The 17,416-nt window shown below is 52.8% G+C and carries 13 protein-coding genes; all 13 read right to left on the bottom strand.

Annotated elements, in window-relative coordinates; translation table 11 throughout:
* Positions 1 to 585 precede the first annotated feature (585 nt).
* The 13 genes from KDX31_19675 to KDX31_19615 all read right to left on the bottom strand — a co-directional run bounded on the left by KDX31_19675 (position 586) and on the right by KDX31_19615 (position 17,312).
* Positions 586 to 4,104, bottom strand: coding sequence for a hypothetical protein (locus tag KDX31_19675; GenBank protein UTW05618.1), 3,519 nt, complete (start codon positions 4,102 to 4,104; stop codon positions 586 to 588).
* A gap of 508 nt (positions 4,105 to 4,612) precedes the next feature.
* Complete coding sequence (gspD, locus tag KDX31_19670) at positions 4,613 to 6,766, bottom strand: type II secretion system secretin GspD (protein ID UTW05617.1); 2,154 nt, start codon at positions 6,764 to 6,766, stop codon at positions 4,613 to 4,615.
* A 12-nt stretch (positions 6,767 to 6,778) separates the two neighbouring features.
* Positions 6,779 to 7,390, bottom strand: coding sequence for a hypothetical protein (locus tag KDX31_19665; protein ID UTW05616.1), 612 nt, complete (start codon positions 7,388 to 7,390; stop codon positions 6,779 to 6,781).
* Positions 7,387 to 8,007, bottom strand: a complete 621-nt coding sequence (locus KDX31_19660) for a hypothetical protein (GenBank protein ID UTW05615.1) — start codon at positions 8,005 to 8,007, stop codon at positions 7,387 to 7,389. Before KDX31_19660 ends, KDX31_19665 begins: the two co-directional genes overlap by 4 nt.
* The gene (locus KDX31_19655; protein UTW05614.1) at positions 8,004 to 9,143 is read right to left on the bottom strand and encodes a PilN domain-containing protein; all 1,140 of its coding nucleotides are present in this window, start codon (positions 9,141 to 9,143) and stop codon (positions 8,004 to 8,006) included. Before KDX31_19655 ends, KDX31_19660 begins: the two co-directional genes overlap by 4 nt.
* Positions 9,140 to 10,099 carry a general secretion pathway protein GspK gene (locus KDX31_19650; GenBank protein ID UTW05613.1) on the bottom strand — a complete coding sequence of 320 codons (960 nt, stop codon included), beginning with the start codon at positions 10,097 to 10,099 and terminating at the stop codon, positions 9,140 to 9,142. Before KDX31_19650 ends, KDX31_19655 begins: the two co-directional genes overlap by 4 nt.
* Complete coding sequence (locus tag KDX31_19645) at positions 10,077 to 10,757, bottom strand: prepilin-type N-terminal cleavage/methylation domain-containing protein (GenBank protein UTW05612.1); 681 nt, start codon at positions 10,755 to 10,757, stop codon at positions 10,077 to 10,079. The genes KDX31_19650 and KDX31_19645 overlap by 23 nt, the downstream gene beginning before the upstream one ends.
* A complete protein-coding gene (locus KDX31_19640; protein ID UTW05611.1) occupies positions 10,754 to 11,161 on the bottom strand; it encodes a prepilin-type N-terminal cleavage/methylation domain-containing protein in 408 nt (135 codons plus the stop codon). The genes KDX31_19645 and KDX31_19640 overlap by 4 nt, the downstream gene beginning before the upstream one ends.
* Positions 11,154 to 11,636, bottom strand: a complete 483-nt coding sequence (locus tag KDX31_19635; GenBank protein UTW05610.1) for a GspH/FimT family pseudopilin — start codon at positions 11,634 to 11,636, stop codon at positions 11,154 to 11,156. Before KDX31_19635 ends, KDX31_19640 begins: the two co-directional genes overlap by 8 nt.
* A complete protein-coding gene (gene gspG, locus KDX31_19630) occupies positions 11,605 to 12,045 on the bottom strand; it encodes a type II secretion system major pseudopilin GspG (protein ID UTW05609.1) in 441 nt (146 codons plus the stop codon). The genes KDX31_19635 and gspG overlap by 32 nt, the downstream gene beginning before the upstream one ends.
* A 16-nt stretch (positions 12,046 to 12,061) precedes the next feature.
* Positions 12,062 to 13,279, bottom strand: coding sequence for a type II secretion system F family protein (locus tag KDX31_19625; protein UTW05608.1), 1,218 nt, complete (start codon positions 13,277 to 13,279; stop codon positions 12,062 to 12,064).
* Positions 13,280 to 13,281: 2 nt separating this feature from the next.
* On the bottom strand, positions 13,282 to 14,997 hold the full coding sequence (gspE, locus tag KDX31_19620; protein ID UTW05607.1) for a type II secretion system ATPase GspE: 1,716 nt from the start codon (positions 14,995 to 14,997) through the stop codon (positions 13,282 to 13,284).
* A gap of 689 nt (positions 14,998 to 15,686) precedes the next feature.
* Positions 15,687 to 17,312: a S8 family serine peptidase gene (locus tag KDX31_19615; protein ID UTW05606.1), complete on the bottom strand. Its 1,626-nt coding sequence runs from the start codon at positions 17,310 to 17,312 to the stop codon at positions 15,687 to 15,689.
* Positions 17,313 to 17,416: the final 104 nt, after the last annotated feature.

The following is a 17,416-nucleotide window of genomic DNA, read 5'->3' as shown; positions in this document are numbered from 1 at the left end:
TAACCATCTTGCCATCTACAGCTAACGTTGCTTTACCGGAGAGCCGGTAAAGCTCAGGCAGAAACCTGGTTCCTGTCGCAGAATTAGATGCAAGCCTTAGACCAAAATCGTAAAGTATTGAAATATATGAATTATGTGGTGTCGCCGTCGAGTGACAAGCGGGATGTGGATGTAAGGGGGAGTGTACAGTCAGACGGGTAAAAGCCGTTAACTGTCTGAATATTATAGAAAACTATCTAAAACGGTCTGTTAAGAGAGGTTAACAGCCCGCTGTCATCGCTTTACAACGGGTTTTTTTCGCTGTTTTCCGGGAGGCTGAAGACCCCTTGACGTTTGTTACGAAACTCCCGGGTGACATCCCGGGCTTCGCTGCGGCGCTTCCTGACTGACAGGCTTTCTGGTACACCGGCAACAGACAGAATTAAAAGGGGAAGTATCCGAGAGGGGCTGTTAACCGGTTGATAAAGTAAATGTTAGCACCGATTTTTCAAAGCAGTCGTCGGGAATAGAGAAAGGCGATGGCCGGAGCCATCGCCTTTGGGGGGTATCGCAATGATCATCAGCTAGTGCTGAACCGGGACTCCCTTAGAAGGAGTTATCATTGGATAATGGACATCCCAGATTGTTATCCCAATCCAGCTCGGTGGCCAGAGTCAGGATGATGTCACGATCCTTAGTTTCGAGCGCATCAACCACTTCCATAATGATACTGTCGGCAGACCGGGTGTAGTTCACACCGGAATGCGTTGCGTTCAGTATCGCGGCAGTAGCGGCACGCAGCAGGATCTTAGCTGCACCTTTCTCGTTGTCGTCACCACCCTCGTAGTCCAGCGCATCCATCAGGGTATCCGTGTGACTCAGACGAGTCTTAGGATTGCCGCTGAAGTATGAGCCTGGGATGGTGTGAGCTACGCCATTGTTGTACTGGAAGATATCCTCAACCAGATCAGTGGTCGCATAGGCGGTATCATCCCAGCTTCCGGGACTGTTTTTCCAGAAGCCTGGAGTACAGCCTTCGTCACCCGGGATGAACTCGTTGACATAGCGACAGAACGCAAAGTCACCGGAACCCAGCGTCAGGGTCGCCAGTTTATCCACAACCGTATATCCGCTCAGGTTGCCGCCAATGGCTGCACTACAGCTCAGACTATTGAAGTAGATCTGGTCGGGCAGCGGCAGCAGTTCTTCCACCGTGGCCTCAGAGGTCTGAGTGATATCAGGCACGTTGACGACCAGTTCGATTGTAGTCGCAAAGCCATTACCCGCACCGGCAGGTGCAAATGGAGAAGCAACGTTTTGCGGAGGTACAGGTGCGAACAGCGGCATGAGTGTTTCATCCCATGCGGCAGCAATCTGAATACCATTGCTGCTGTAGTTGAAGGTTGAGCCTTCAGCGTTCAGCAGTACTTTCTCGATAACAACGGTAGCAGGTTCTGGCAGCACAATATCACAGCTGTAATCATCGCTTGCTGGAACATCGTTAGGCCACCCTACAGGATTGTAGAGGACATTGACGGTGTTCATTATGATGCCAACAGGCAGTCCTGACGTATTATAGGTTGCATTGAAATTACAGGACTCACCCGATGCCAGACTATCGCAATTTGCAACAGCAGCCGCCGCAGACAGATCACCGATCTTATCATCTGTGATACTGGCCAGGCTCAGGCTTGGAGTATCGCCAGAGCTGGTGTTGGTGATCAGATAGCTGTAAGTGATATCCGCGCCGATAGGTACACCGGCATCACAGTCTGCTGTCTTATCAATGGCTACACTAGGCTGGAACAGGTTAGTGCTGTGACTGTCGTTGTCGCTCAGCGCATTACCGAAGCCACCGCCCACAGTACAGTTCATAGTGACTGTATTGATCAGCGGATCGGCATCGCCGGCCTGTACGGTACGGCTGGCAGCGATCACGGTATCGCCCAGAGGCAGCACACCGTTATACACTTCGCCCAGCAGGCTGTCTGTGGCAACACATTCCATGGCAGGAGTATCTCCACTACTGTTATTGCTCAGCGTGATACTGTAGTCGACCAGGTCGCCCACTTTGGACAATGCATCACCGGTTTTAGCCACATCAATTGCTGGCTGGAACAGGTTGGTGCTATGGCTGTCGTAGTCGGTTAACGCATTACCGAAGCCGGCAACAGTACAGTCCATTGTTACCGTATTAACCAGCGGATCGGGATCACCGGCCTGGACAGTACGGCTGGTATTGATGACGGTATCACCGGCAGGCAGTACGCCATTAAACACCTCACCCATCAGGTCGTCTGTAGCCACACAGTTCAGATCCGGAGTACCGGCACTGCTGTTATTGCTCAGGGTGATGGTGTAATCAACATCATCGCCCACTTTGGACAGGTCATCTCCAGTCTTGGCTACATCGATAGCAGGCTGGAACAGATCAGTGCTATGGTCGTCACTGGCGTTGAGGATATTACCAAAGGTGTCGACAGTACATTGCATACTGACGGTATTCACCAGTGGATCAGGATCGCCGGCCTGAACGGTATAGCTGTAGTTCAGTACGGTATTACCCGCCGCCAGAACACCATCGAATATGGTGCCGCCGTAGGAGTCTGAAGCGATACAGTTCAGCGCCGGAGTATCGTCACTGCTGTTATTGCTCAGGGTTACGGTGTAGTCGATATCATCACCGACTTTAGACAGCGCGTCACCGGTTTTATCCACATCAATTGCTGGCTGGAACAGGTCTACTTCATGATCATCATTGGCGGTAAATTCCAATGATGCCGGATCAGCAAACTCGGTGTAAACAACGGTGACGGTATTGGGCAGCGGATCGGAATCTCCCGCCAATACAGTACGGCTTACGTTGATAACACAGCTGGCTCCGGGAGCCAGTGACGCACCGCAGCCGGCATCGTCGCTCAGGTCACCCAGCAGGGTGTCAGTGATAGATTGCTTATACAGGGTAGCCAGACCGGTGTTGGTGACGGTAATGCTGTAATCAACATCATCGCCCACTTTGGATTGGCCATCCCCGGTTTTAGCGACATCGATACTACAGACATCGAAGTTACCCAGCGCCAGGTCTTTCAGCTGTGCTGTTTCAGACTGTGACGAACGGGTTTCCGCCATGAAGGTGCTGAAACAGCCTATACCGTTGGGAAACAGGGTTTCATCAAGCACCAGGCCAAATTCAACAAAGGCAGCTGATTCATACTGATAGCTGGTGGGGTCCAGGGGGTTATTGGCTACCAGGGTATTGGCGTAATCGAAGACGGGGTCTTCACCAAAGGTCTGGTCTGGCAGCAGTTTGTTGATAACGCCGCAGACGGGATCATCAGCACCGACGGTTGCGCAGTCCTGACCGGACTCCATCAGCACCAGGCTACCGGTGGCATCGTCGCCACTCCACTGGTAGACATCGATATCACCGACCCGGCCACCCTGAGTATAGGCAACCGCAACAAAGAGGTCGCCATCCCGGTGTTCACCGATAAAGGTACCGGTATTTTCCCCTTCACCCAGTGGTGCCAGAGACACATCGTCCCGGAAGAACCAGAAACCGGCATTGGCATCACCGTTCACAGAGAAGGTGTCCAGACCGAAGTAGAGTATGGGATCACCCTCTTCCTGGGAATACAGTGCGGCAAAGGCGTTAACAATATCGTTCTTGTCGGGCACCTGGTCGCTGATGACCTTGTACTTCCAGGGACCGTCCTGAATACCGTTGGTGTCTTTTGAACCACCGCCGGTAAAGAAGCTGATCTCTGGTGTCCGCAGGGCAACAAAGGGTTGGGCACCGTTATCAATATTGTTATTGGCAAAGGTATCCTCGATGAATGAGGTGACATCGGCGCTATCGGTTCCTAGGTAAACGTTTTCCCAGTCATCTCCATCCGCTGCTTCATCCGCAGTATTACCATCGCCGACCATGTCAGGAATGGGATCATTTTTCTTATCCTGATCCCCTTCCATACCGGCACGGGTATCCAGTTCGAATAGCGCGACATCATGCACTGCAAAGGTCGGTATTGCAGCGCCGACCAGTAGCAGGGCGAATATGATGGCAGGCAACGACTTTATCGTCTGCCAACATCGTCCTGATTTTAAGCTTGAGAACATTTTCATGTTCCACCTCCAGGTCTTCCCACATACTTGCTGTCGGGGAAGACATTCCAGTTGTAAACAGGCTGTGAATCTCAAAGCAGAAAACGCAAAGGATACAGCTGATCGCGTCATTGCTTTCTGTCATTACCAGCCATCCTTGATCAAAGCTGCGAATGATCCGGAAGGTGATTAAATCGTGTTTTGACCCCGGTAAACCCCTTCTATATCGGGCGACGGAGCGCTTTGCTAACCATCTTGCCATCTACAGCTAACGTTGTTTTACCGGATATCCGGTAAAGCTCAGGCAGAAACCTGGTTCCTGTCGCAGAATTAAATGCAAGCCTTAGACCAAAGTTATAACGTGTTGAAATATAAGGGTTATATGCTGTAGACGTCGAGTGACAAGCGGGCAGTGGATGTAAGGAGGGATGTACAGTCCAACGGATAGAACCCGTTAACTATTTGAATCTTAGAGATAAAGTATCTAAAACGGGCTGTTAACAGAGGTTAACAACCCGTGGTTATCGCTTTACAGTGCGGTTTTCGCGCCTTTTTCGGGGGTGTTGAAGACCCCTTGTAGTTTATTACGAAACTCCCGGGTGACATCCCGGGCCTCGCTACGGTCGGTGACGGCGGTCGGGGTAATCAGTACCACCAGTTCAGTCCGTTTTTTAAACTTGCGGTCACTACTGAACAGCCAGCCAAACACCGGAATATGGCGTGCGCCGGGCACGCCTTCATCACTGTTCTCTTTGTTTTCCTTAATCAGCCCGCCCAGTACCAGGGTTTCGCCGCTTTGCACGGCGACACTGGTATCTATTTTTCGCTGGGTAATAGTGGGCGAATCGATACCGGAGCTGGTGGTGTCTGAGACATCATTCACTTCCTGAGCGATATCCAGCACCACCATGCCACCGGCATTGACTCTCGGAGTGACCTCGAGCAGCACCCCGGTATCCTTGAACTGGATGGTGCTGGTGATGTTCGACTCGCTGCTGGTGTTGGTGGTTTCAGAGGTGCGTACCGGCACCTGATCGCCTACCCGGATCGAGGCGGTATGGTTATCCAGTACCATCAGGGAGGGAGAGGAGATTACATTCACCTTGGAATCCTTTGCCAGAGCGGTGAGCAGAAGCCGGGTACTGACGGCATCGAATACTTCATACGATGCACTGGGGGCAAAAGGCGCAGTAATGCCATCGCCGCTGTTCAGGGAGGCTCCCAGAGTACCCCGCCCGGTTCGGTTGCCGATGCTGTTTTTAAAGAACCACTGCAGGCCAAAGCGCAGTTCATCTTCCAGGGTCACCTCGATAATGGTGGCTTCTACCAGCACTTGTAACGGCAATACATCCAGCTTATTCAACGCGGCCACTACTTTTTCATAATCACCGGTCGATGCGAGGATCAGCAGAGCGTTATTCTCCTCGTCGGCAATAATGCTCACCTCGCCGACATTGAGATCCGTTGGCGAACCGGGCTGCTCTGCCAGCGGTTCAGCGTCGCTGTCCCCGGAAGTTGCAGTAGCCGGCGGGGTCGTGACCTGAGGACGGTTTCCCTGTGCCCGGCGCTGACCGCTAAACAGCTCAGACAGCATGTTTGCCAGGTTTTCCGCTTTACCGTTCTGCACATAGTAGACATACATACCCAGGCCCCCGGCAGTTTCAGCCCGGTCGAGTCGCTCTATCCAGACTCTGGCGTCCTTGAGGTATTTTCGCTGTGAGGTCATCACCAGCAGGGCATTAAGGCGCTCTATCGGCATGTAGCGGACGACGCCCGCCAGGGGGCCTTCCGCTTTATCCCCGAAGATCGCTTCCAGTTCATCGACCAGAACATCCGGCTTGACTGATTTAAGCCGGAACAGGCCGACCGACATGCCCAGTAACTGATCAATATCGAATACCCGAATCGTCTGATTAAGGTTGATCAGTTCCTCCTGTGTTCCTGCCAGTATTAACAGGTTGCGTCGCTCGTCGGCTTCAATCAGGCCTTGCCGGGGTTTGATTGGCTCCAGTATCTTGAGCATCTCTTTGGCGGAGATATATTTCAGTGGCACCACCAGAACCTGATAGCCTTTCCCGGCCGTCAGCTGACTGCTGATACTCAGTTTGCTGGCAGGCACGGCATCGGCCGGGACAACCTCATAAAAGCCGTTGACCTCTACCAGCGCCGCCCCATTGATCTGCAATACATGTTCGAGAATCGGTATCAGCGCCTTGCGCGGAATCGGTTCACTGGTCTGGATGTAGGCGCTGCCGCGGACCTTATCATCGATGGAGTAGTTCCGTTGCAGGATATCGCCAAGGATGGTTTTTACGACTTCGCTGATTTCAGCCTCCTGAAAATTCAGGGTTACGTCGCCCTCTTCTGATTCCGTTGCCTGCCGCTGCTTTATCGGTTCCAGGTTCATAAAGCGGCCGTCTCCCTGATACAGTTCGTAGGAGGGCAGGGAAGGCGCCGACGTGTCTGGTCCCTCCTGTGCAAAGCGGCTTTGATCTGCCGGTGTGCTCTGCGGATCGGTATCTGTTATTTCTGAGGACGGAAACGTGACCTGTACTGCCTTTTGTTCCGGCTGGTTCCATGGGTTATCCATGGCTGCCCGGTTCTCGTTGTACGAGCTGCAGGCGGCTAATACAACACAGCTGAGTAGCAGAAAGGAGTGTATCCTGGGGCTTCTTTTTATCATGACCATTCACCTTTAATCCGATGACTCGGTTTGCTTCTGCCTGCTGTTATCCTGAGGTATTTCCGTCGCCGCTTCTGGTGTCGTATCGGACTGAGCGGGTTCGCGGGTTATTGTCGTTCGCGGGCTGGTTGTTTGCCGGGGTGTGACTGGATTTAGCTCACGGGGTTGTCTCAGCACAAAGCTGATTTCCTGATCCCCGGAAAAGAGGCTGACATTGATGGGGGTTATTTCATCCAGTTGCCATCGGCCATCCAGCAGCATACCGACTTCCAAACGCAGGTGTTTGCTGCCTTTAAGTTCTTTAAAAATCGCGATAGAGCGCTCCGGTGTGATTGATATTCCGGTCAGTTTCCAGCTGGCGCGCAATGCCTGTGCATCGGCGCCAAAGGTCGCTGAGGGCTCAATACCCGGTTGTCTGTTGTTTATAAACAGGGGTCTGCTGATGATTACATCAAATTCTGAAAGGGGCGGAAAATCTGGCAGCATTGCCGCGGTTACATTCGTCGCCGGGCTGTTGTCCGCAGTTTCTGCCCGCAGGATCAGGGACCCGGGAATACAGAGCAGAATCAGATAGCAGGCCAGGCAGCGCAGTAACCACAGAGCGTTATTGTGGCAGAGGTTCATGACGATACCTCCCGGATGGCATACCCTATCAGCCTGAATCTGACATCAATCTGGCCTTCAGACGGGGATGGCTGCAAGGCTCTGCGCGGGTTGTTTCGGGTGAGCGTCTGCTGGCGGGACTGCCTCAGGTCTGCAGTAATCGAAAAACTTTCGATAAGCAGCAACGGTGTGCCGGATTCCAGTCTGTGCAACAGGGGGACCAGTTCACTGATTTCCAGTTTCAGGTGTAACTGAATGCCGACTTTAAGCAGCGGCGAGTCATCGTCCTGATTAATAATATTGGTACTGATTACCTGTCCGCCTGTTTGCCGGATAACGCTGCTCAGCAGCTGCTGTAATGATGCTGCCGCCAGCGCGGGTTTGGATTCCGGCAGGTAATACTCGGCGGTGGAGCGGTCACGTTGCAGCACCCTGAGTTCCTGCTCGGCCTGCTCAGCCCCCTGGGTCAGGCGTTCATAGGTTTTGTACTGTTGCTCAAGTGAACTGATTCGCTCACCGTACTCTCTGTAACTGTTGATGTAGGGGTGCAACAGTAGCAGGTATACCAGTAACAGCAGGATAGCTAACAGGGCCAGAGCCAGCCCCTGACGCTGACGGATATTCAGTTGGGAGATCATGGCTGCCCTCCCTGTGACGGAGGTTCGTTCTGCCCCAGGCTGGCAGTAATGGCAAAGCGCTCTTTCTGCGTTCGCGGATTGATAGTCACCGGGGATGAAAACTGAACATTATTGAAGGCCGGCGTTTCCTCTATCAGGCTGATCAGGGCTGAAGCGTCGCTGGATTCTCCCTGAAAGGTAACCAGGCCTTCATTGATCGTCAGGCGGACTAACCAGGTATTGTCCGGGATGACCTCGGTTAACGTTTTCAACAGCATCAGCATGGAAGGCGCCGTTATTTTGCTGTTGATAAGGAAGGCGCGGCTGGCTTTTAACTGCTCTAATTCATCGCGGATATTTTTTGCCTGCTGCGCTTCAGCCCGGGGGCCCTCAATATCACGGGACAGCTGTTCTGCATGCTGGTATCGCTGATAAAGCGCGATGAACGCGATGAACAGTATAGCGATTCCCAGTCCCCACAAACTCAGTAACCGTCTTGTCTGTGCCCCTGAGCGTTTATCCGCGGTGTCCGGCTGAGGCAGGAGATTGCGTTCCGGATTGCCGATCTCAGATTCTTTCAGGTCGCCAGGTACTACGCGGCTGATTTCAACACCCTGTGCGGCTATTTTTTGCGTCAGGTCATCCAGTATTTTACGGGTTACAATGGTCAGCTTGACCTGAATCTTATGCTGTTTGAGGTCGCGGGATGTAATACGAAACGTGAAGTAAACCTCTTCTGCTTTGAAGGGGGTGTTCCTATCCATCTCAAAGGCCAGTACATTTTCCAGACGGCTGGCTGTTGCTGCGGGCAGGGTGATGGTTTTGTAGAGAATCAGATCAGTCGGCAGCAGTAATACGGTATGCTCAGCGAATCCGGACAACGATCGTCTTTTGCCGGCGTCTTCAGCGCTGGTGTCACTGTTCAGACTGAACTCTGTTAAAACGTTTTCACCTTGCGGGGTACTGGTTACTAAGGTGCAGTGGTTGTCTGACAGCCTGACCAGCAGCATTCTGCTGGGAATTTCAAACGGGCTTCGAATAGCGGCCGGTGTTAAACCGATTAATTCATCTGTCCACCACTGCCAGAATTCGCTTAGCTTTCCCCTTAGCTGTTGTAAGCCTAAAAGAGTTCTGACAGCAAGATTATGATCGCTCATAGGGGTAACCCCTCGCTTTCAATCAACATGTTGTCTTTGAATACTTCCTTGTTAAGGGAGTAAGTATCCAGTATGTTAAAAATTTCCTTCCCTTTACCTCCACGACGCTGAATTACGACAGATTTTCCTGATCTGGTGTTAGTTTTTAATACAGCCTGAGTAAGAACAGTGTAGTTGAGTCCGCGTGAACTTGTAGAAAAAAAAGGTGATGTTAATGCGTTTGTGGCAATGGTTACCCCCTCTGCATGAGCGGCTCTCCGGTCATTTATAAACTCCAGAGCCTGATACTCCTCCCAGCCCGTAAAGGCCATCAGCACCAGTTTTGGCGCCACCAGAGGGTTCACAGAGGGGGTGTTTGAGTAGACGGTGATGCTTCCGGCCAGTGTATTAAACAACTGATCATCCATACCCAGTACCCGCTTCAGCTCCATGATTGAATCAAACGGTGCATCTTTGGCTCCATAGCTGAATCCTGCTTGCTGGTAATCGTTATCTTCAGCCCCGTTTAAGCGTTTCAGATCATCGGTATCGCGCCAGTCCATAATGGCATCCGACAGGCTTTCAGCTTCCAGATCGTCAAGACCTGCCGCCACAAACAGCGCTTTGAGCATTTCACCGCTCGCCGAGTTGAGATCAACCTTGCCGTTCTCATCGGTGACTGCGACATGGATTATCGCATCGTCAAGGTTCATGCTATGCACCGTGCCATCGGCCAGCCAGGGACGTTCCGCTTCGGGCAGGAGCAGACCCCAGAAGGCCCATTGCACGCCTGCTTCAAATGCGTACTGTGCATGAGTTGCATTTTCAAAGTTGAGCGTTAGCCGGGCATTTGTCCGCCCGGTAAATGAAACGGTTACGGCGATCAGTGACAGCAACACGGTGAGCCAGAGTACGCTTATCAGTGCGACGCCAAGCTCCGGTGAGGACGCAGGTTTATCTGATACGTTTAAATTCATAATAATTCTCATCGGGAAGCACCAGCAGGTCAGGCCATTGATTGCTCTCCTCTTCCAGCGGTTCAAAGTGAATGCGGACTGCGGCCGGCAACACCGTCATGAATAACCATTCGGGTTCCCAGTCGAGATCGCCGTTGGCAGAGATTTTCAGAAAACTGAACTCAAGCCTGCGTATATCGCCTTTGGTCAGCACGCTGTGTCTGGACAGTTCAGGGTCCCTCAGCGTTTCCAAAAGACTATTAAAATCAAGGGCTTCAAGTTCATCGTAAGGAGCCGTTGCCAGCATAAATCCGACTTCCTCATTGGCGCTGAGGTATACCCACTGTCGCGCCTCATCTGAGGTGAACGTTGTGGATGCCAGGAAAACAAGTTCATTGTCCATGCCAAAAAATGCCACTGAGGCGTTTTCATCATAGATATTGATTAACTCATCATTGAGCTCGGTGCGTAAAATACGCCGCAGGAAACGCTGGGTCAGGTAGAGATCGGTCTGGGCTTCGCTGCGCGCCTCAATTCTTTCCCAGCCACTGATGGCGACCCGCAGTCCGCCATACGCTAAGACACTCATCAGCGACATAAGCACCAGAGCGATCAGTAACTCCAGCAGGGTAAAACCCTGGTGCCGATGGGCGGGATAAGGGAGTGATTCGATATTCATAGCTCCCTCACCAGACGAATAGTGGTTAGCCTGAACAGGGTCAGTCCGCTGTCTTGCTGGCGGACGATGACCGATATCTTATAGGGAATCAGGGTTGAGTCGCTGAATGTTTCGGTTTCATCCGGAAATTGGAACTCGCTGATCTCCGTTTCCCAGCGCAGGAGTTGCGAGCTGCCGTTATCCCGGCTTTGCTGGTGGCCTTGTTCAAGCACCGGCTCGGTGAGAATTTCAGCCATTTTGTTTTCGGCGAGCAGCATTGCCTGCTGCTGAATATCGGCGCGGTAGGTGGTTGTGGCGGACACGGAAAGAATCTGCAGAATGATACCCAGTGTCATCGACAGAATGGCAAAGGCGACCAGTACTTCGAGCAGGGAGAAGCCCTGCTGGCGTTTATAGCTAATCATCGATGCTTACCCTGCTGTTGAGCCAGTTGATATGCACCCGGTAACTGCCATTTGCAGAGCTGATTTTGATGGTCGCACCGTTGGAGCCGCCATCGGCGTAAAACTGTATAGATTCCCGGTTGTCCGGACTGTGGAAGGGGGATTGGGTCAGTCCCTCTGCTGAGGACGATAATGTTATCTCTTCCGGCAGGACCAGTACTTCACCCTTATCGCTGGCAACAATGGCAGAAGCCTGTTGATCATACGTGACCGAAACGGTTTCCCCCTGGGCGATCGCGCGACTACCTGCCTGTCGCAGTACGGCGGTATAGCGCTGGGTGAAGCTTTTCAGCTCTACACCCGGCATCAGATTGATCAACCTTGGGCCTACGATGCCAACCATGAACGTTGCGATCAGCAGTACCAGAATCATTTCCAGCAGGGTAAATCCCTGAGCGGTAACGCTACTGCCAGCTACCCACGTCCTGATTTTCACCATCACCTCCTTCCTTGTTATCAGCACCAAGGGAGTAAAGATCAAAGTCGCCATGCTCGCCCGGGAAACGGTAGATATAGGGGGAGCCCCAGGGGTCTTCACGAATGACTTTCTTGGTCAGATAAGGGCCGTTCCAGTTTTGAGCGTCGGATGGTTTACTGATCAGCGCCTCAAGGCCTTCGTTGCTGTTGGGGTAGCGGCCGACTTCCAGCCGGAAAAGATCGAGTGCCGCACTGTACTCTTCAATCTGCAGGGCGGCGGATTTGGTTTTCGAGCTGCCCAGCTGTTTCAGCACCTGAGGGCCAACCAGGCTTGCGAGCAAACCGAGAATGACCAGAACAACCAGAAGCTCAAGCAGGGTGAAGCCTGCGGTGCGGGCGTGTTGACTGTAAAAAGTGGGTTTAATCATAATGACCTCCAGTCGTTCAGACCGGTAGTTGATTGAGCGACAGAATCGCCACCAGAATTGACATGATAATACCGGCGATCATCACCCCCAGACCGACAATCAGAGCGGGCTCAAGGGTCGTCAGCATACGTTGGATAGCGGTATCCACCTGGCGATCATAGACCTCGGCAATTCGCAGTAACATGCGGTCCAGCTGGCCGGTTTCTTCGCCGACCTGAACCATCTGCAGCATCAGTGGCGGAAACAGTTTGCTGCGGGTGAGCGGTTCTGCCAGCGTGCTGCCCTCTTTAACGCTGTCAGCCGCGAGTTTAACTTCCTCGGTCAGTGCCTGATTGAGCAGGGTATCCTTGGCAATGTTCAGGGCGTTCAGCAGAGGTACGCCGGCTTTTACCAGAGTGCCGAGGCTGCGACTGAAACGAGCGATTTCCAGCCTCTGATTGAGGCCTCCCCAGAGCGGCAATGTCAGGCTGCGCCGATCCCATCTGAGGCGGATAGCGGGCGTTTTCAGCAGATGGCGGATATAGACAATCAGCGCGACTATGAACAGCAGTATCCAGATACCGTAATCGGTCAGTCCCCTGGCGGTATTAATCACGATACGGGTTGCCAGAGGAAGGGCCTGTCCCATATCACTGAATAGCTGCTCAAACTGAGGCACGACATAGACCAGAATAATGGTCAGTGAGGCTCCCGCGACCAGTAACAGGATCATAGGGTAGATCAGGGCGGACAGTGTGCGTTCCCGCAGTGCCTGGCTGCGTTCAAGATAGGCGGCCAGGTCCTCTAAGCCGGCACTCAGGTTACCCGCCGCTTCTGCCGCCTGAACCATGTTCAGGTAGAAAGGGGAAAATGAGTCCGGGCAGTTTGCCAGGGCAACGGAGAGGGCCTGACCTTTGCGGACACCCTCCTGAACCTTACTGATCAGTTGCTGGCTCTGTTCGTCACTGGTGACCGATACCATGATGGCCAGTGCCCGGTCGAGGGCAATGCCCGCTTCCAGCAGCGTGGCCAGATCCTGAGTAAATTGCATGGTGTGGCGCTGTCCGGAGCGACCGAAACGAATCTGCATCTGCAGGATGCTCTGACCGGTACTTTTCTGGAACGGATCAACCGACATTGGAATCAGCCCCTGCCGCTGCAGTTGCTCTATCGCGGTGGTACGGTCGGGGGCCTCGATCACTCCGTTTCTGAGTTCTCCTTCACCGGTCACTGCCTGATAATTAAAGGTAATCATCGTCAGTTCTCCCGGGTGACCCGAAGTACTTCTTCGATGCTGGTAATGCCTTTCTGGGCTTTGTCGCGACCGTCCTCCAGCATGGTCAGCATGCCACCCTGCCGGGCGGCTTCTCTAATATCTGAGACATCGGCATGACGCATCACCAGGCGGCGTATTTCGTCATTCATCATCAGCAGTTCCTGGATCGCGATACGGCCATAGTAGCCGGTCTGATTACAGTGGCTGCAGCCTTTGGCCCGGTATAGCTCTGTACGGCCATTGTGGGGATCCGGCTTGAGTTCCAGTTCGCTGATGACTTCCGGCAACGGGGTATATGCTTCACGACAATGGCTGCAAAGGCTGCGCACCAGCCGCTGACCGATAACCGCATTGAGTGTCGATGTCAGCAGATAGTCTTCCACGCCCATCTCCAGCAGGCGGGTGATGCTGCTGGGGGCATTATTGGTATGCAGGGTGGACAGCACCATATGTCCGGTCAGGGCCGACTGAACACAGATACGCGCGGTTTCAAGGTCCCGCATCTCGCCAACCATGATGACATCCGGGTCCTGGCGCACGATGGATCGCAGCGCATTAGCGAAATTGAGACCGATAGCGGGCTGAACCTGGATCTGGTTAACGCCTTCCAGCTGGTATTCAACCGGATCTTCTACCGTAATCAGCTTACGGGTCGGGGTATTGAGAATATTCAGCGCGGTATACAGGGTGGTGGTTTTACCACTACCGGTGGGGCCGGTCACCATCAGCATCCCACTGGCTGAATCCAGCACTTTTTTCATCCGCGCCTGACTCACGTCGCTGAAGCCCAGCGCTTCCAGATCGAGAATGACGCTTTCCCTGTTGAGCAGACGTAACACGACACTCTCACCGTGCATGGTGGGAATCGTTGATACCCGGATGTCCAGATCGTTGCCCTGAACTTTTTGTTCGATGCGGCCATCCTGTGGCAGCCGTCGTTCAGCAATGTTTAGCCGGGCCATGATTTTCAGTCTTGAAATGACGGCGGCCGTCAGGTGAACCGGGGGAGCTTCGCTCTCCTGCAGAACGCCATCGACCCGGTAACGTACCTTGAGACGGTTTTCGAACGGTTCTATATGAATATCAGAGGCACGGGCTTCAACGGCCCGTTGAATGATCAGGTTGACCAGACGGATGACCGGGGCTTCGCTAGCCATATCCTTGAGGTGTTCAATACTCTGATCCTGATCTTTTTTATCGGGCTCTACGGTGGACAGGATATCGCCCATCTCACTCTGACCCGAGCCATAAAGCGCTTCGATAGCCGTATCGATGACTGATATTTCGGCAACACTACGCTCCACGCGCAGACCGCAGGCCAGGGCAACGGCATCCGCAGCATAATCGTCCAGAGGGTTGGCCATTGCCAGCGTGACCGAGCTGTCAGAGATACTGACCGGCAGCAGATGAAACTCCCGCAGGAAACGATAGGAAAGTTGATCGGGTATCAGTGGTCGTTCGGGAAAGCTGCTGCGCTCTTGCAGTGACAGTTGTTTGCTTTGGGAAAGCGTTCGGGCAATATTTTTTTCAGATACCAGGCCGAGTCGCGCCAGCAACAGCACCAGAGGTTCATTGCCCCCCTGTTCCTTATGTACCCGAAGTACCTGCGAGTATTGCGCCTGAGTGAGCAGTCCCTGAGCGATAAATAAATTTCCCAGTTCTGCTTCATCAGCCCGGTCATCGACAGAGTCAGTCATCTGTTCCTCCAAGGGTTCCGCCGACGACTATGTACAGTTCACTATAGACCGGTTTTGGACATTGCCCCGGATATGCCGGGGGATCACCGCGTGATCAATTGCTGCTGCCCGGGTCTTATGATCAGTCAGCCCTGAGGGTCTCAGCAGCAGGCAAACGCCCTTTCGATAGGTGCTATATAGGGTTTACCGGAATAACTGGTTTGATTTTCATGCCCCGAATATTATCAATATTAAGCTCATCATTATGGCGCGCAGTGACAGAGAAAGCGGGTGCCGGCAGACAAGGGTTTAATAACCTCAGACAAGGCTTCAGGTTCATTGATCTCAGAGCAGGCATTCAACGTTCCTTACATTTCATCAGCGTTATGTGCTTCTAAGGAGTCAGTATAGGTGGGAGCGTGTAAAGTTACCGTATGAAAAAATAACAAGCAAAAATGACATTGATGGCAGGACTTATGCTTACTTTTTTTAAAAGGATGTCAGTCGTACTGACATGGAAGGGTTTTCGACTGATCAGCGTTATATCGGCTGACTGCGGAAAAGGCGAAATGATCGCATCTGAATTGAGAGTGTCAGGACAGTGGCAATGATAACGTCCTGGAGCTGTATCGATTCGCGGGAATAAAGTGGACTCAAACGGTGATCCGGGGAGGCAGAATCATGTCCCCCGGATCGCTTATATTCAGCTCTTAGCCGTCGATAATGCCGTTACAGTCGTTATCAACACCATTCCGTCCCCAGCGACCTTTAGAGTCGTTGTGTCCGGGATAGGTCTGGTTATCGCTGTCGTCACAGTCATCTATTTCAGCACAGAAGCCATCGGCATCGTTATCAGTACAGGCCTGAGCGGATGACACATTAACGGTCACCGTCCTGGTTGCCGATAAACCATCATTATCTTCGACGGTGAGTGTCACGTCATAAGTGCCATCGGCTGCGTAGTTATGGCTGATGGTCTCTGCGGTGCTGCCGGTCTCTCCGTCGCTGCCGGAGCCGTCGCCGAAATCCCACAGATAGCTTACGATGGTGCCATCATCAAATGAGGTGCCGGCATCGAAGGAACAGCTCAGACCATTGCAGTTCTCTTGAAAGGCGGCAATCGGTGGTTGGTTTACACCCACAGAGTTGACCGCAACCAGCGCATCATGCGCCTGAATTAAGCCCCAACCGGATGTGCTGTCGTAGCCGTTCTCGTATATATCTATTGTGTTGTCCTGCAGCAGGCTGCGTATGTCGTCCGGTGCTGCGCCATGTGACAGCAGCAGGGCAGCTGTTGCTGCGACATGGGGGGATGCCATCGATGTTCCCTGAAAGAAATAGTAGCCCCAGCCACTGCCGATATTGGTTTCCTGTAAGACCCCATCCGGGTAGTTCTGTGGATCTCCATCATCATCGCGACTGGTATCGCCACCCGGGGCAACCACGTCAAGGCCTGCTCCCCTGTTTGAATAGCGGGCAACCTGATCCCGGGCATCGGTTGCACCCACGGCGATGACCGTTGGATAGATAGCCGGGTAGGAGACATTTTTACGATGGCCATCGTTGCCGGAGGCCGCGACTACAACGACGTTATTTTGTGCGGCATATTGCAGAGCAGGGTCCATGACGGGATCGTTGGTTACGCCATAGCGAGCACTGATGCCAAGGCTCATATTGATTACATCGGCCCCCTGATCTACAGCGTGATAGATCCCCTCAGCGATATCGGCAAAACTACCGGAACCACTGTCATCGAGCACTTTAACGGGAAGAATGCAGGCATTGTAGGCAAGCCCGGATACACCAATACCATTGTTAGTGGCCTGCGCGATCGTCCCGCTGACATGGGTGCCATGGCCATCGCCGTCAACCGGGCTGCTATCGTCGTTAACGATATCCCATCCTCCCGTTGCTCCCAATGCGTCCGGGCAAACGGAATTAATCCCGTCAGGCCCTCCGCTCATCAGTCCGGTATCCAGTACTGCTACGCTAACCCCTTCACCCGTCGCCAGACCCCAGGCTGCGTCTGCCTGTATGCGGTCAAAGTGCCATTGATAAATACGGAAGGGATCATCTGTAGTCGCCGTTTTATTGGCGATAAGGTTTAAGGCTGCCCAGTGTCCACGGCTTCTTAACCTCATTATTGCGCCACGCTCATTACCGGGTCCAACGTCGAGTACGGTCAGTCCGGATTTCCTCAGATGCTTCACTTTATGGTATTCCTGGAACTCCCAGGGATCTCCTTTTACGACCACCTGGCCAATCACAAAAGGCGGCGCAGCCTGAAGGTTCAGGGAAAGGCTTAGCAGTGCACTTAGAAACAGCAGATAGCGCATAATTGGCTCCGGATGAGAAATTATTACCTAGCAGTATAAGTCGATAGATTATTTTTAAGATGAATAAAATTAATAATCCCTCGTTTTAGTATCAATAATATCGG

The organism is Amphritea atlantica, from assembly GCA_024397875.1.
In the GTDB taxonomy this organism is placed as follows: domain Bacteria; phylum Pseudomonadota; class Gammaproteobacteria; order Pseudomonadales; family Balneatricaceae; genus Amphritea; species Amphritea atlantica_B.
The sequence above is the reverse complement of the archived record's forward strand: the minus strand, read 5'-3'. Positions and strand labels throughout refer to the sequence as shown.